We start from the raw sequence: 14,539 nt of genomic DNA, 5'->3' as shown, positions 1-14,539 counted from the left end.
CTAGCGCAAGTGGTTATTCACACTCACCAACGCGTTCGCCTTTAATCGAGGTATTCATGGCCAGCTCGCCCATCGGCGATTGAGTCAGAATATCAACGCTGCCGTCGATCTGCTCGCCCATAAAGCTCATCTCTCCATCGATAGTGGCTTCGCCGCCTTCTGCGCGACATACCATGCTGTAGGAAAGTCCATCAGCATTCATGGCCTGATTGAGAAGCTCGCAGCCTTCCTCTTCTTCGATAAACCCGAACTCAGCGCCTTCAAGCTCGTCCTGGGTAATGCACTGGCGCTCGGTTTCCGTTTGATCCGGAATGTCCATATCGCCACTAATACTGGTTACGCTGACGAACTCCCACTCGCCTGGCGTTACGTTAGGTGTCTCCGCCAAGGCGACCATCGGGAAGGCCAAAACGGCCGCTACTGCCATGTTTCGTAACATCATCGCTTCTCTCTATAGCACGTGAAAAAACAGTACGTGGGAAAATCGCTTCTATCCTACCTGATTCATTGCGCGGGTGCTTGGCTCTGCATCAGGCTGTTACACTGTCTTTAAGCTTCAAACTGTTAAAGGTAGCCGTTTATGCACGATGATGCCTTAGTCAACCACGACTTTCACTGCCCTTACTGCGATGCATCGCTTACCTTCGTGATTGATACCTCTCAGGGTAGCCATGCAACATGGGAGGATTGCCACCAATGCTGCGCGCCAATTCAGTTGGAAATCGTGGTCTCGCCAATGACCGGCGAGCTTGAAGCCGTGCTCACCGGCCGGGACGACGATGTTTTCTAACCGGCATCTTCCTGCTGCAAGATGACCTGGCGCTTGGCTTCGTTGCGGCGCATGAAGTACCACGCCAAAAAGGTTGCTAGTGATACCGTCAGAATGATCAATGTCGCCAGGGCGTTGATCTTGGGTGAGACCCCCATTCGCACCGATGAAAAAACCACCATTGGCAGCGTGTTTGCCCCAGGGCCTGACACAAAGCTTGCGATTACCAGATCATCCAGCGATAACGTAAAGGCTAACAGCCAACCCGCCACCAGTGCCGGGGAAATAATCGGCAGGGTCACAAAAAAGAACGTTTTCAGCGGCGGCGAGCCCAAATCCATCGCAGCTTCTTCGATGGAGCTATCAAGCTCGCGAAGCCGCGCTGCCACCACGACCGCTACATAGGCGCTGCAAAACGTGGTGTGTGCGATCCAGATGGTGCCCGCACCCCGATCGGCAGGCCAACCAGTTAGCTGGGCCATCTGCACAAATAACAGCAGTAATGACAATCCGGTAATGACTTCCGGCATAACCAAAGGTGCGGTCACCATACTGGAAAGCGCTGTCTTACCCCGAAAGCGCCCAAACCGTGTCATGACAAATGCGGCCACCGTACCCAGGCAGACCGCCATGCTGGCGGCGAAAAAAGCAATTTCAAGGCTTGTCCATACTGCCGATAGAATTTGCTGATCGCGAAACAGCGCGGCATACCACTGGGTCGAGAACCCTGCCCATACGGTCACCAACCGGGAGGAGTTGAAGGAGTACACCACCAGTACCGCCATCGGCAGATAAAGAAACAGCAGGCCGATGATCAGCATGACGGTTGAAAAGTGGGGCCGCCGACGTACTAGGCTCATTCTTCAAGCTCCCGAGACTGATAGCGATGAAACCAGACAATGGGTATCAGCAGCAGTAGCAGCATGACCATTGCTAGTGCCGAGGCGATTGGCCAATCGCGGTTAAGGAAAAACTCTTCCCATAGCACTTTGCCGATCATCAAGGTATTCGGCCCACCCAGCAGTTCCGGAATAACAAACTCCCCGACTGCCGGAATAAACACCAGCATCGAGCCCGCGATAATTCCGCCCATCGACAGCGGCAGGGTTACCTTGATGAAGGTGTTCAGCTTGCGAGAACCAAGGTCTGACGCCGCTTCCAGCAGCGAGTTATCCAGCCGGGTCAGGTGGGCATAAAGCGGCAACACCATAAAAGGCAGGTAGGCGTAAACAATGCCGATCACCACAGCAAACTGAGTGTTCATCATGCGTAGCGGCGTCTCGATCAATCCCAGCCCCATCAGCAAGTTATTGATCAACCCGCTGTTACTTAGAATGCCCATCCAGGCGTAAACCCGAATCAAAAACGATGTCCAGGAAGGCAGCATGACCAGCAGCAGCAGCAAGAGCTGCCAGCGTGCCGGTGCGCGCGCCATGGCATACGCCATGGGGTAGCCGATCAGCAGGCAGACCACAGTGGACATAAACGCTGTTTTCACCGATCCCCAGTAGGCCGCGACGTACAGCGAATCCGACAGCAGGAACAGGTAGTTGCCCAGATTCAGAAAAATATTCAGGGTCTGGTCGGCATACTCGACCAGCGGCCCGTAGGGGGGAATGGCTACCGCCCCCTGTGACAGGCTGATTTTCAATACCAGTGCAAAAGGCAGCAAGAAGAACAGCAAAAGCCATATCAGCGGAAAGGCGATCACCGCACGGCGGCCTAACTGCCAGCGCCTAAGCGTGGCGGTTAAGTGAGATAGCATCATTAAAGGCAATCTCCTGAAAGGGCTTGGCCCATTAGCGGTTCAACACGATGGCGCTATGGTCTTCCCAGTAGACATACACGCTGTCTTCCCAGGTAGGCCGGTCGCCTCGCCGTTCGGTATTCGCCATGCTGACCTTGATCAATTGACCCGTAGCAGTACGTATATAGTAAAGCGAGAAACCGCCCAGATAGGCGATATCGTCGACCTTGCCTTCAGCCCAGTTGTACTCACAGGTCGGCTTTTCACGCGTCAGCCAGATCTTCTCCGGGCGAAGTGCGGCCCAGACCCGCCGGTCCATCGCCTGAGTAGTGATCCCATGGTCGATATAGATAGGCCGTTCAAGCGCCGGTGAGGCAATCTGGCAGTGATCGGCGGCGTCCTTGACTATCTCGCCTTCGAACAGATTCACCGTACCGACAAACTCTGCCACCATTCGGCTGGCCGGGCTTTCGTAAACGTCCACCGGCGAGCCGACCTGCTCGATCCAGCCATCGGCCATGATGGCTACGCGGTCCGCCATGGTCATCGCTTCTTCCTGGTCGTGGGTCACCATGATGCAGGTAACGCCTACCTGCTCGATGATCTCGACCACTTCTAGCTGCATTTCGGTGCGCAGCTTCTTATCAAGCGCGCCCATGGGCTCATCCAACAGCAGAAGCTTTGGTCGCTTGGCAAGCGAACGCGCAAGCGCCACCCGCTGACGCTGGCCGCCCGAGAGCTGGTGCGGCTTGCGCTTGGCAAATCGCTCCATATGCACGAGCTTCAGCATCTGCGCAACGCGCGCCTCTATCTCAGCTTTGGGCAGCTTGTCCTGCTTGAGGCCAAAGGCGATGTTTTGCTCAACGCTCATATGCGGAAACAGCGCATAGGATTGAAACATCATGTTGATGGGCCGCTTATGCGGCGGCATGGCGGTAATATCTTCGCCGCCCAACAAAATCCGCCCTTCTGTAGGCGTTTCAAACCCGGCCAGCATGCGCAAAAGCGTGGACTTGCCTGACCCTGAACCGCCTAAAAGCGCAAAAATCTCCCCACGCTTTACCTTTAAGTTCACATCGTCGACCGCCAAAGCATCATCAAACCGCTTACTTAAGCGCTTGACCTCAAGCACGATATCTTCAGCAAACCGTGGGGTTTTACCCTGGGGGCGTTGGGCTGCTGGGGATGCTGCTGAGGGTTCGTTCGACAGGGGCGTAGTGAGCATTCGCCACTCCCATCAAAAGGCCCGGAAACCCGGGCATTGAAAGATGAACAGCGAGCCTGGCATAGGCCAGGCTCGCTGTCAGATAGCGTATTGCTTAGCGGCCAGATTTAACGCGGTTCCAGATACGCGTACGAACGCGCTGTACCGGCTGTGGCATATCAATCGCCACATACAGGTTCTTCATGACCTCGGTTTCCGGGTAAATAGCCGGGTTGTTCAGAATTTCTTCTGGCAGGTAGGCATCGGCCGCCGCGTTAGGGTTGGCATAGCTCACATAATCGGTGATTTCTGCCGCAATTTCAGGGTCCAGAATAAAGTTGATAAACGCGTGGGCATTTTCTGTATTGGGCGCATCGGCAGGAATCGCCATTACATCAAACCACAGTGCAGCGCCTTCCTTGGGAATGCTGTAGCCAATTTCAAAATCGCGGCCCGCTTCTTCAGCCCGCTCAGCGGCTTGGAAGACGTCGCCGGAGTACCCACCCGCTACACAGATATCGCCATTGGCAAGATCCGACACGTAGCGTGAGGAATGAAAATAGGTAATGTTATTGCGAATGGCGCCAATCAGTTCGCCGCCCGCTTCAAGGTCTTCGGTGCTCTGGCTCAGCGGATCCAGCCCTAAATACGCCATGGCGGCAGGAATCATTTCCTCGCCGGTATCCAGCATGGAAATACCGCAGCCGGCCTCGTTCAGCGCTGTGGTAATTTCAGGATCAAACAGCATGGCCCAGCTATCTACCGGTGCATCGTCGCCAAGGATTTCCCGGATGCGCTCAACGTTGTAGCCAATGCCGTTGGTACCCCACATGTAGGGCACGGAGTACTCACCATCAGGGTCGATCGCTTCCAGATTTTCCGTAAGCTCAGTGTTAAGATTTTCCAGGTTAGGCAGCTGAGCCTTGTCCAGTGGCTGGTATACACCCGCGTTGCGCTGGCGGGTAAAAAAGTGCGTTGAAGGTACGACTACGTCATAACCCGAACGGCCAGCCAGAAGTGCTGCGTCCAGGGTTTCGTTACTGTCGTAGACATCATAGGTAACGGCAATGCCGGTGCGCTCGGTAAATTTTTCCAGCGTTTCCGGTGCAATATAGTCAGACCAATTATAAACCCGCACCTCATCGGCATGGGCGACAGACGCCGCTGCGACAAAAGAAATGGCCGCAACGGCCCCGGAAAGTTTGTGAATGTTCCCCATTACGCTGCTCCTGATTTTCAAAAACGGTATCACCTGTGCTTACAGAGTATGTTAGCTGTCAGCATCAGCTTAGGCCTTTCTGCTGAACCTGCGAATTTTGCGTTGCAGCGTTATCTATCGCAAGTCAATGTGAAAGATTCTTGCATTATAGTGGCACTGCCCCCACTAGAGGAGCAGTGAAACGACATTGGATCATCGTCTTATAGAAGCAAGCTATTAGGGGAATGGTATTTTCCAATTTTAGCTATTAGTCTAAAGCACTTACTATGACCAACATCGTTTTCACCTTCATGCATAAGACACGGAGATAAGCTGGATGTCCTTGATCAACACTGAAGTCAAACCGTTTAAAGCGACCGCCTACCTTAACGGCGAATTCATCGATGTAACCGAAGCCGACCTGAAAGGCAAATGGTCCATCTTCTTCTTCTATCCGGCTGACTTTACCTTTGTTTGCCCGACCGAGCTTGGCGACCTGGCTGACAACTACGAAGCCTTCAAAAAGCTGGGCGTCGAAATTTACAGCGTTTCAACTGACACCCACTTCACCCACAAAGCATGGCACGACAGCTCCGAGACTATCGGTAAGCTTCAGTACCCCATGCTGGCTGACCCGACCCTGCAAATTTCACGCAACTTCGAAGTTCTGATCGAAGAAGCAGGTCTTGCAGAACGCGGCACCTTCGTTGTTGATCCGGACGGCAAAGTTCAGATCGTTGAGATCAATGCGGGCAACATCGGTCGTAACGCCGAAGAACTGCTGCGCAAGGTTAAAGCTGCTCAGTACGTTCGTGAAAACCCCAACGAAGTATGCCCGGCCAAATGGAAAGAAGGTGAAGAAACACTTGCACCCTCTTTAGACCTCGTCGGCAAAATCTAAACGGCGAACGCAACCGCCCGCCCTATACAAGCAGCGTTGAATTATCAATTAGATAGTTCCCATGTTTGACCGGCGGTTGCTCAACACCCGGGCGCATCAGCCCGGGTGTTCCATCTTAAACGCGCTACTGATTCTTTCCATTGACGCCTGCCTGCGCCGTGACTTTTTTATACGTCGGCTGTGTGTGGCTGTGGATCGAGAACACCTTTTAAAGATTACGAGGAAGCCATTGTCATGCTGGACGCCAATTTAAAAAATCAGTTGAAAGCTTATCTTGAAAAAGTGACTCAACCGTTCGAGATCGTTGCGTCCCTTGATGACGGTGCCAAGTCGCGTGAACTGCTAGGTCTGTTGGAAGATATCAATGGCCTGAGTGACAAGATCACCCTGAAGACCGATGGTCAGGATAGCCGCACCCCGTCATTCGCCCTTAACCGTTCTGGCGAAGAGACCGGCGTGGTGTTTGCCGGCATCCCCATGGGCCACGAATTTACTTCGCTGGTGCTGGCACTACTTCAGGTAGGCGGCCATCCGCCCAAGGCATCCGATGAGGTGCTTAACCAGATTAAAGCGCTCGAAGGCGAGATGCTCTTCGAGACTTATTATTCGCTTTCCTGCCAGAACTGCCCCGATGTGGTTCAGGCGCTAAACCTGATGGCGATCTTTAACCCGAACATTCGCCACGTAGCGATTGACGGGGCGCTCTTCCAGGATGAAGTGGAAGTGCGTGAAATCATGTCCGTGCCCAGCATTTACCTGAACGGTAAGCCATTTGACCAGGGCCGCATGACCCTTGAGAAAATTCTCGCCAAGGTAGACACCGGTGCTGCCGATCGCGAAGCGAAAAAGCTCAGCGAAAAAGCCGCTTTCGATACGCTAGTCATCGGCGGTGGCCCTGCGGGTGCCGCAGCGGCGATCTACTCGGCGCGCAAGGGTATCAATACCGGCGTTGCCGCTGAGCGTTTTGGTGGTCAGGTATCTGACACCATGGGTATCGAAAACTTTATTTCAGTGACCCACACCGAAGGCCCGAAGCTGGTTAGCGCACTGGAAGAGCACGTCAAGCAGTATGAGGTTGACGTAATGAACCTGCAGCGCGCCACAGCCTTCAAGGCTGCTGAAACCGAGGGCGGGCTTCATGAGGTAACGTTTGAATCCGGCGCCAAGCTGAAAAGTAAGTCACTGGTGCTTGCCACCGGCGCTCGCTGGCGCGAAATGAACGTACCCGGCGAACAGCAGTACCGCAATAAAGGCGTCGCCTACTGCCCCCACTGCGATGGCCCGCTGTTCAAGGGCAAGCGTGTCGCGGTTATTGGCGGCGGCAACTCCGGCGTTGAGGCAGCGATTGACCTGGCAGGTATTGTCGGCCACGTTACCCTGTTTGAATTCATGGGCGAAATGCGTGCAGACGCCGTGCTTCAGAAAAAGCTCAAGAGCCTGCCCAACGTGGATATTATTTTGAATGCCCAGACCACCGAAGTGACGGGCGATGGAAGCCGTGTAAACGGTCTGACCTACAAAGACCGCAACACCGATGAGATCAAGAATATCGCGCTGGAAGGCATCTTTGTGCAGATTGGTCTGGTGCCCAACACCGAATGGCTGAAGGACTCTCCCATCGAGATGTCACCACGTGGCGAGATTATCGTCGATGCTCACGGCATGACATCCGTCCCAGGCGTGTTTGCCGCAGGCGATGTGACTACAGTGCCCTACAAGCAGATCATTATTGCCATGGGCGAAGGTGCCAAAGCGTCACTGGGTGCATTTGATTACCTGATTCGCAACTAAGCCCAGCCTTGCCGGGAATTGAATAGCAGGTTTCATTCAATCAGGCTTTAAAACCGATTGAATGTAAGATGATAGGTACTGGGCAGCGGGTTTTCGATAGTAACGCTGCCCCTAGCCTGCCTTCCCCTCTGATCCTTTTTGACGTAAAAGACCGTGACGTCACGCCCGCTATCCAGCGGGCTTTTTTTTGTTTCATGCTTTGCTTATTGAGCAGCAAGCGCTGTACGGGGCTAGTTTGTTCACATTATGTACGAGAAGCGCACACCGCACACTCAGGGTCGCGCGGCATCTTGAAGTGCCTCCACTGGCCACTTAAACCGTCAAACGTGGATAGTCCTTGGTGAGTCTGCCCAGCACCACTCAAAAGCTTGAAGGCTTCTACCGCCTGGAAACAGCCGATCAGCCCGACCAGCGGCGCCATTACCCCACTTTCAGCGCAGCTCAGGGCTTCATCACCTAGTTCATCTTGCGGATAAAGGCAGGCATAGCAGGGGCTATCAGGCTCGCGAGGGTCGAAGACGGCAAGCTGTCCGGAAAACCGGATTGCCGCACCAGACACCAGCGGCACGCGAGCTTCTTGAGTCGCCGCATTAACGGCATAGCGGCTTGAAAAGCGATCAGTGCAGTCCAACACGACATCAGCAGAAGCCACTAGCCTTTCAAGCTCTTCCCCTTCGGCGTGACGTTCAAATGCAACGATCCGGCACTCAGGGTTAAGCGCTTGCATGCTCTGTTTGGCGGAAACAGCCTTGTTCTGCCCTATGCTTGTCTGCTGATGGGCAATCTGGCGTTGCAGATTGGAAAGCTCAACCGTGTCGGCATCGGCAATAGTAATCTGCCCTACGCCTGCAGCGGCCAGGTAGAGAGCAGCAGGAGACCCCAGCCCGCCCGCGCCAATGATCAGTGCACGGGCACCCCGTAGGCGCTCCTGGCCCTCAATGTCCACTTCAGGCAGCATGATCTGGCGGCTGTAACGTAGCAGGGCCTGGTCATCCATCATTGGCTTACTTATCCTCAAATTCCTCGAAGTTGGGTATATGCAGGCTAAAGTTTTCCTTAACCTCTTCCATTACCACGTAGCTTTTTGACTCTTTGACACCGGGCAGGGTCAGCACTACTTCTCCCAACAGCTGGCGATAGGCCGCCATTTCGGGAATGCGGCATTTCAGGATGTAATCAAACTGCCCCGAGACCAGATGACACTCTTGAATTTGCGGCAGTTTTTCCACTGCTCGACGAAACTCATCGAAAACTGACGGTGACTGTGTTTCTAGACTGATTTCGACAAAGACCAACAAATTGGCTTTAAGCGCTTCGGGGTCAAGAATAGCCTGATAACCGCGAATAATACCGGCACGTTCCAAGCGCTTGACGCGCTCCAGGCAAGGGGTTGTGGATAACCCGACTTCGGCGGCTAAATCTACATAGGAAATACGTGCGTTCCCCTGCAGACAGCGCAGGATTTTAAGATCGATACGGTCCAGCGTTCTATTTTTAGGTTTCATGGCAGGATCCATTACACATAAACTAGGCCGTTGTTAAACGCGGCTTGTTACTATCAATGACTATCAAGCGGCTTAAATCCTACCCAACGTGATACGCTCGTGCCCACTAAGATCGCGAATACTTTCAACGCTTTGGTAACCCGCTTTATCCAACGCTGCGCGCACATCGGCTGCCTGGCGGTAACCATGCTCAAGCAATAGCCAGCCCGAAGCGGTTAAATAGCCCCGCGCCGTGGCTATTAAATGCATCAGATCCGCCAAGCCATCGCCAGCCGCCACAAGCGCACTCACAGGCTCAAATCGCACATCCCCCTGGTATAAATGGGGGTCATCGGCCGCAATGTAGGGCGGGTTACTGACAATCAGGTCAAACCGCTCGGTGCCATCCTGAGCGAAAGTGCTAAACCAGTTGCTCTGCTTGAACCAGGCGTTGGTAATCGCAAGCTTACAGGCGTTGCCCTGGGCCAGGGTAACGGCCTCTGCCCGAAGGTCCACGCCCACCACCTGCCAGCCGGGCTGCTCATTGGCAAAGGCCAGTGCAATGGCCCCGGTACCGGTGCCTAGATCCAGCAACCGCCCAGAAGGCGAAGCAACACGATTCAGGGCAGCCTCAACCAGCGTTTCGGTATCCGGCCGGGGGATCAGCGTATCTTTTGACGTGGCCAACCTAAGCCCCCAGAACTCGCGTTCGCCGGTCAGGTAAGCCACTGGCTGTCCCTGAACACGCGCGGCGATCAGCGCATCAAAACGGGCGTGCTCCCAAGGCGGGCATTCACGATCACCCCAGGTGTATAGCCAGGTGCGGTCGCGCTTGATCACATGCGTAAGCAACACTTCAGCATCCAACCGAGCAGACGCAGAGCCCGCTTCCTTGACTCTTTTGGCAGCTGCTTGCAGCAGGGCATCAAAAGTCATTACGCTTCCTGAAGCGCCGAGAGCTGTTCGGCCTGGTACTCGTGAATCAAGGGTTCGATCACTTCATCCAGCTGTTCACCACTGACAACTTCGGTAAGCTTGTAAAGCGTCAGGTTGATACGGTGATCGGTGATCCGCCCCTGAGGGAAATTATAAGTACGGATGCGCTCGCTACGATCACCCGAGCCAACCAGCGAGCGTCGCGCATCGGCCTGCTCCTGGCGCTGGGTATCCACAGCGTTACGCTTGAGCTTGGCCGCCAGCAAAGACATCGCTTTCGCGCGGTTCTTGTGCTGACTGCGTTCTTCCTGACACTCAACGACAACACCTGTGGGCAAGTGGGTAATCCGGATAGCCGAATCGGTGGTGTTAACATGCTGGCCACCCGCGCCGCTTGAACGATAAGTGTCAACACGAAGGTCCGCTGGATTGATGTTGATATCACCAACATCTTCGACTTCCGGCATAACCGCAACGGTACACGCAGAGGTATGGATACGCCCCTGCGACTCCGTTGCCGGCACGCGCTGAACCCTGTGCGCGCCCGATTCAAACTTCAAGCGTGCGTAGACACCGTCACCCTTCACTCGTGAGATAACCTCTTTATACCCCCCCTGCTCGCCGTGGCTGGCGCTAACCACTTCTACGCGCCAGCCACGCTTCTCGGCATAGCGGGAGTACATGCGAAACAGATCACCGGCAAAAATCGCTGCCTCATCGCCGCCCGTGCCGGCACGCACTTCCAGAAACACGCCACGGTCATCGTCAGGGTCTTTAGGCACCAGCAGGCGCTTCAGCTCAGTATCCAGGGTTTCCAGCTTTTCCCGGCCGTCGATGATTTCCATTTCGGCCAGCTCGCGCATCTCGGGGTCGCTGTCCCGGCTCAGTTGCTCGGCTGATTCAATATCATCTTCCACGCTGCGATAGTGCTGCCATGCGGCCACCAGCTCATCCAGCTCAGCGTACTCGCGCGAATAATCGCGAAACCGCTGCTGGTTGTTAATTACCTCAGGATCAGACAACAGCATCGCCAGCTCTTCAAAGCGTTCTGTAAAGCTATCCAGGCGTTGGCGCAAGGTATCTTTCATGCGGGCGTATTATCCTTATGACGGTTAGCCTTGGGCGCGGGCTTCTCAAAGGCAGGTTTAACAGGTAACAACAGGCGTGGCGCGGCTTCGAGGAACTCATGATGTTCCTGAGAAGCCGCATCGCGTATCGCTTGGGTGGGCTGGTGCATCAAGCGGTTAGCCAACTGGTGGGCCAGCCGCTCAATCACTTTGGCCGGATCTTCCCCCCGCGCCAGACGCTCCAGCGCCTGATCACGCGACTCATCGCGTAGCGCCTCGCCGTGATGGCGGTATTCGCGAATCAGTTCGCCGCCGCTGCGTATGCGTCGCTCGTGCTGCCAGCTGCCCACGCCATGTTCGATCAGGGACTCCGCTTGATCAGCAGCCACCTGGCGATGACGGCGGTTCTCTGCGATAACCTCTTCCAGATCATCGACGGTATACAGGAAAACGTCGGCCAGCTCGCCTACCTCAGGCTCGATATCGCGCGGTACGGCAATATCCACCATAAAGACGGGGCGGTGGCGGCGCTTTTTCAGCGCACTTTCGACCATTCCCTTACCCAGAATTGGTAGCGGCGAGGCGGTGGAAGAGATCACGATATCGGCTTCTTCCAGCGCGGCTGGAATCTCGGGAAGCGTGATTGCCTTTCCCCCTAACCGGGAAGACACCAGCTCAGCGCGCTCGCGGGTACGGTTCGCCACGGTCAACTCACGCACACCGGCCTCATGCAGATGGCGAGCCACCAGCTCGATCGTTTCGCCAGCGCCTATCAATAACGCACTTGAACGACTGAAATCATCAAAGATACGGCTGGCCATACTCACAGCGGCATAAGCCACCGACACCGGGTTTTTACCGATACCGGTTTCGGTGCGTACCTGCTTGGCGACTGCAAAAGTATGCTGAAACAGACGCTCAAGCTCGCCGCCCAGCCCCTGCATCTGGCGGGCCTGCTGGTAGGCATCCTTCAACTGCCCTAGTATCTGGGGCTCGCCCAGCACCATGGAGTCCAGGCCAACGGCCACGCGCATCAAATGGCGGGCGGCGTCGTTGTCCAGATAGTGGTAGGCACAGCGGGTCAGCTCATCGATGCTCAGGTTATGAAAACGCCCAAGCCATTCAAGAACGGTTTGTTCGCCGGCGGCATCCGTTACGCAATAAAGCTCCGTACGGTTGCACGTTGAAAGCACCGCAGCTTCGCTGATATGTGGCAGGCCACGCAGTTGCTCCAGCGCATGTTCTAACTGCGCCGGTGTAAAAGCCACCTGCTCGCGTACGGCCACACTAGCAGTACGATGATTGATTCCCAGGGCAAGAAGCGTCATGCGGTATGCGTCTTCGCTAGTGGTTGGGTCGTCACGTCGCTATCGGTCTTGAAATCTCGGTTTGTATGTCTCGCGCTTAGTAACGCAAGCTTTGACAGCGCCTCAAAAATATTCAATTGCGCTTGTATGGCTACCTTTCAAGGTCAACTATTCTACCACAGCACACCAACATCTGGCGCACACCACTTTGCCGCAGCCAGTCAAGCCGCTATGCTGAGCATTCGGCCACTTAAATGAGAGACGCATGCCCCTTCGCTCACTATTATCGGGTTCACCCCTGCTGCCCCTGGCCGCCACCGTGGTACTCCTGAGCGGTTGCCAATCATCGCCCTCCTTTAAAGGTGGCTCGACCAGCCTGTTTACCGATGATCCTATGCGCTCAGCGCCGCCTATTACACGCGGCCTGGACGCCGACGGCCTGCGCACCCTACTTAGTGCGGAGCTTGCTGGCCAGCGTGGCGACTACCGCTACGCCAGTCAGGGGTATTTACAAGCCTCACAACGCTATAGCGCACCAGCGCTTGCCGAGCGTGCAACGTTCGCAGCCCGCTTTGGCGAAGATGTCGCCCTTTTGGAGGCATCGGCCTTACGCTGGCGAGAGTTGGCTCCACAAGCAGAGCTACCCAGCCGGCTGCTGGCCTCAATATCTCTGCAGCGTGGCGACTGGCTAGACAGCCTGGAGCAGCGATTGGCCATTACCCAGACAGGTGGCGATGGCGAATTAACCCCGTTTGCCGAAGTTGCAGTGGGTGAACAGAGTGCGCCTTTGACCCTCCTCGTCCGGCAAATGCGCGACCACCTGGCCCGGCCAGGCGCTGAGCAGCTTGAGCATCATAGCGATGCCCTGCTTGCTACCGCCCTGCTTGAAGCAGCACTCGGCGACATCCGCCAAGCCCAGTCACGCCTGGATGAGGTCGCCAAGCGCGAACCCAATTCTCCAGCGCTCTGGCTTGCCCAGGCACGCCTAGCGCTGGAAGCCGGCGACTTACAAACCGCTCGGCGCGCCGCCCAGCAAGGAGTCAGCATTGCTCCAGACGATGTGCGTTTTATCCTGATGCTGGCCCAGGCTGAAATTCGCCTGAACAATATTGCCGCCGCCGAAACCCAGACTGACGCCTTACTGGATAGCCACGGCGGCAATCAGGATTTACGCCTAGCGCTTGCCCAGCTCTATCTGGAAGAAGGACATAGCGAGCCTGCTTACCGCCTGCTGCAGCCACTTATTGGTCAGGAGCGCGTGCCTAACCTGGCTTACTACCTGCTGGGGGGCATCGCCCAGTCCCAAGGCGATATTGATAACGCACTGCTTTATTACCGTCAGGTAAGCGAAGGCGATGAGTTTCTGCCTGCCCGCGCCACCGCCGCACAAATGCTGATTGAAGATGACCGACTGATTGATGCCCGGGCTTTTTTGCGTATCGAGAGAATGCGCTACGACCGCTACTTTGGCGATTTGATAGCCCTTGAAATTCAATTACTTGATCAGCTCAAACAACCTGACGAGGCCTCGGCGCTGCTTAACCGTGAACTGGCCCGTACGCCCGATGACACCAACCTGCTCTACCTACGTGCCATGCGCGCCTGGGAGGCAGGCGATCTTTCGGGCATGGAAAGAGACCTGCGCCAGCTATTGCGCATTGAACCTAACAACGCGGTCGCTTTGAACACACTGGGCTATACGCTTGCGGATTTGAATCTGCCGGGCCGTTTGGAAGAAGCACGCACGCTGATTGAGCGCGCCTATGAGGCAGACCCTAACAACCCGGCCGTTCTCGATAGTATGGGCTGGGTCTATTTCCGCCTGGGAAGGCCAGAAGACGCACTGGCCTGGCTGGAAAGTGCCTATAGCCAACTGCCCGACCAGGAAGTGGCTGCTCACTTGGCAGAAGTGCTGCATGCGCTGGAGCGCAGCGACGAAGCACGCGAGATAATCAGGCGTATACAAGCGAGCACCTCTCGCCATCCGCTAATTAACGAGCTGCTTGAGCGTTACCCTGAACTAACCCCGGCAGGTGCCCCCTAACTAGCCAGCCGGATTTTCAATAGGCACGCTTGATACGCGTAGCGTTCGCTGAGTGCTTAGCCTTAGCTATTAATGCGCCGCTTTAACACCT

Annotated in this window: 14 protein-coding genes; 4 read left to right on the top strand and 10 right to left on the bottom strand. The window is 55.4% G+C overall.

Annotated features, from left to right (window positions below; genetic code table 11):
* Positions 1 to 13: 13 nt before the first annotated feature.
* On the bottom strand, positions 14 to 442 hold the full coding sequence (locus tag ELY25_RS14155; protein WP_126951920.1) for a DUF3617 domain-containing protein: 429 nt from the start codon (positions 440 to 442) through the stop codon (positions 14 to 16).
* A gap of 138 nt (positions 443 to 580) precedes the next feature.
* On the opposite strand from ELY25_RS14155, the gene ELY25_RS14150 reads away from it, so the two are divergent.
* On the top strand, positions 581 to 790 hold the full coding sequence (locus tag ELY25_RS14150; RefSeq protein ID WP_126951919.1) for a zinc ribbon domain-containing protein: 210 nt from the start codon (positions 581 to 583) through the stop codon (positions 788 to 790).
* Here ELY25_RS14150 and ELY25_RS14145 read toward each other — a convergent pair.
* The 4 genes from ELY25_RS14145 to ELY25_RS14130 all read right to left on the bottom strand — a co-directional run bounded on the left by ELY25_RS14145 (position 787) and on the right by ELY25_RS14130 (position 4,939).
* Entirely contained in the window at positions 787 to 1,629 is an 843-nt protein-coding gene (locus tag ELY25_RS14145) for an ABC transporter permease subunit (protein WP_126951918.1), read from the bottom strand. The two genes, ELY25_RS14150 and ELY25_RS14145, sit on opposite strands and share 4 nt — an antisense overlap.
* Positions 1,626 to 2,537, bottom strand: a complete 912-nt coding sequence (locus ELY25_RS14140; RefSeq protein WP_126951917.1) for an ABC transporter permease subunit — start codon at positions 2,535 to 2,537, stop codon at positions 1,626 to 1,628. Before ELY25_RS14140 ends, ELY25_RS14145 begins: the two co-directional genes overlap by 4 nt.
* 31 nt (positions 2,538 to 2,568) lie before the next feature.
* Entirely contained in the window at positions 2,569 to 3,741 is a 1,173-nt protein-coding gene (locus ELY25_RS14135) for an ABC transporter ATP-binding protein (RefSeq protein ID WP_126951916.1), read from the bottom strand.
* A gap of 94 nt (positions 3,742 to 3,835) precedes the next feature.
* Positions 3,836 to 4,939 carry a polyamine ABC transporter substrate-binding protein gene (locus tag ELY25_RS14130; protein ID WP_126951915.1) on the bottom strand — a complete coding sequence of 368 codons (1,104 nt, stop codon included), beginning with the start codon at positions 4,937 to 4,939 and terminating at the stop codon, positions 3,836 to 3,838.
* Positions 4,940 to 5,255: 316 nt separating this feature from the next.
* Here ELY25_RS14130 and ahpC point away from each other — a divergent pair, with 316 nt between their 5' ends.
* Entirely contained in the window at positions 5,256 to 5,819 is a 564-nt protein-coding gene (gene ahpC, locus ELY25_RS14125; protein WP_126951914.1) for an alkyl hydroperoxide reductase subunit C, read from the top strand.
* A gap of 234 nt (positions 5,820 to 6,053) precedes the next feature.
* Positions 6,054 to 7,610: an alkyl hydroperoxide reductase subunit F gene (gene ahpF, locus ELY25_RS14120; RefSeq protein WP_126951913.1), complete on the top strand. Its 1,557-nt coding sequence runs from the start codon at positions 6,054 to 6,056 to the stop codon at positions 7,608 to 7,610.
* 244 nt (positions 7,611 to 7,854) lie between these two features.
* Here the strand turns inward: ahpF and ELY25_RS14115 are convergent, their stop codons facing one another.
* The 5 genes from ELY25_RS14115 to hemA all read right to left on the bottom strand — a co-directional run bounded on the left by ELY25_RS14115 (position 7,855) and on the right by hemA (position 12,425).
* Complete coding sequence (locus tag ELY25_RS14115; RefSeq protein ID WP_126951912.1) at positions 7,855 to 8,610, bottom strand: HesA/MoeB/ThiF family protein; 756 nt, start codon at positions 8,608 to 8,610, stop codon at positions 7,855 to 7,857.
* A gap of 4 nt (positions 8,611 to 8,614) precedes the next feature.
* Entirely contained in the window at positions 8,615 to 9,115 is a 501-nt protein-coding gene (locus ELY25_RS14110; protein WP_126951911.1) for an Lrp/AsnC ligand binding domain-containing protein, read from the bottom strand.
* 72 nt (positions 9,116 to 9,187) lie between these two features.
* A complete protein-coding gene (prmC, locus tag ELY25_RS14105; protein WP_126951910.1) occupies positions 9,188 to 10,030 on the bottom strand; it encodes a peptide chain release factor N(5)-glutamine methyltransferase in 843 nt (280 codons plus the stop codon).
* Complete coding sequence (gene prfA / locus ELY25_RS14100) at positions 10,030 to 11,118, bottom strand: peptide chain release factor 1 (protein WP_126951909.1); 1,089 nt, start codon at positions 11,116 to 11,118, stop codon at positions 10,030 to 10,032. The genes prmC and prfA overlap by 1 nt, the downstream gene beginning before the upstream one ends.
* Positions 11,115 to 12,425 carry a glutamyl-tRNA reductase gene (gene hemA, locus ELY25_RS14095; RefSeq protein WP_126951908.1) on the bottom strand — a complete coding sequence of 437 codons (1,311 nt, stop codon included), beginning with the start codon at positions 12,423 to 12,425 and terminating at the stop codon, positions 11,115 to 11,117. Before hemA ends, prfA begins: the two co-directional genes overlap by 4 nt.
* A 244-nt stretch (positions 12,426 to 12,669) precedes the next feature.
* Here hemA and ELY25_RS14090 point away from each other — a divergent pair, with 244 nt between their 5' ends.
* A complete protein-coding gene (locus ELY25_RS14090; RefSeq protein ID WP_126951907.1) occupies positions 12,670 to 14,448 on the top strand; it encodes a tetratricopeptide repeat protein in 1,779 nt (592 codons plus the stop codon).
* Positions 14,449 to 14,539 lie beyond the last annotated feature (91 nt).

The sequence above is a fragment of the Vreelandella populi genome, assembly GCF_003989825.1.
Taxonomy (GTDB): Bacteria; Pseudomonadota; Gammaproteobacteria; order Pseudomonadales; family Halomonadaceae; genus Vreelandella; species Vreelandella populi.
This window is presented reverse-complemented; position numbering and strand designations above follow the sequence as displayed.

Excerpts from the sequence above, each read along its gene's own strand:
- prmC (WP_126951910.1), bottom strand. The coding sequence starts at position 10,030 with ATGACTTTTGATGCCCTGCTGCAAGCAGCTGCCAAAAGAGTCAAGGAA.
- ELY25_RS14145 (WP_126951918.1), bottom strand. The coding sequence starts at position 1,629 with ATGAGCCTAGTACGTCGGCGGCCCCACTTTTCAACCGTCATGCTGATC.
- ELY25_RS14090 (WP_126951907.1), top strand. The coding sequence starts at position 12,670 with ATGCCCCTTCGCTCACTATTATCGGGTTCACCCCTGCTGCCCCTGGCC.
- ELY25_RS14150 (WP_126951919.1), top strand. The coding sequence starts at position 581 with ATGCACGATGATGCCTTAGTCAACCACGACTTTCACTGCCCTTACTGC.
- hemA (WP_126951908.1), bottom strand. The coding sequence starts at position 12,425 with ATGACGCTTCTTGCCCTGGGAATCAATCATCGTACTGCTAGTGTGGCC.
- prfA (WP_126951909.1), bottom strand. The coding sequence starts at position 11,118 with ATGAAAGATACCTTGCGCCAACGCCTGGATAGCTTTACAGAACGCTTT.
- ELY25_RS14115 (WP_126951912.1), bottom strand. The coding sequence starts at position 8,610 with ATGATGGATGACCAGGCCCTGCTACGTTACAGCCGCCAGATCATGCTG.
- ahpC (WP_126951914.1), top strand. The coding sequence starts at position 5,256 with ATGTCCTTGATCAACACTGAAGTCAAACCGTTTAAAGCGACCGCCTAC.
- ELY25_RS14110 (WP_126951911.1), bottom strand. The coding sequence starts at position 9,115 with ATGAAACCTAAAAATAGAACGCTGGACCGTATCGATCTTAAAATCCTG.
- ELY25_RS14135 (WP_126951916.1), bottom strand. The coding sequence starts at position 3,741 with ATGCTCACTACGCCCCTGTCGAACGAACCCTCAGCAGCATCCCCAGCA.
- ELY25_RS14130 (WP_126951915.1), bottom strand. The coding sequence starts at position 4,939 with ATGGGGAACATTCACAAACTTTCCGGGGCCGTTGCGGCCATTTCTTTT.
- ahpF (WP_126951913.1), top strand. The coding sequence starts at position 6,054 with ATGCTGGACGCCAATTTAAAAAATCAGTTGAAAGCTTATCTTGAAAAA.
- ELY25_RS14155 (WP_126951920.1), bottom strand. The coding sequence starts at position 442 with ATGATGTTACGAAACATGGCAGTAGCGGCCGTTTTGGCCTTCCCGATG.
- ELY25_RS14140 (WP_126951917.1), bottom strand. The coding sequence starts at position 2,537 with ATGATGCTATCTCACTTAACCGCCACGCTTAGGCGCTGGCAGTTAGGC.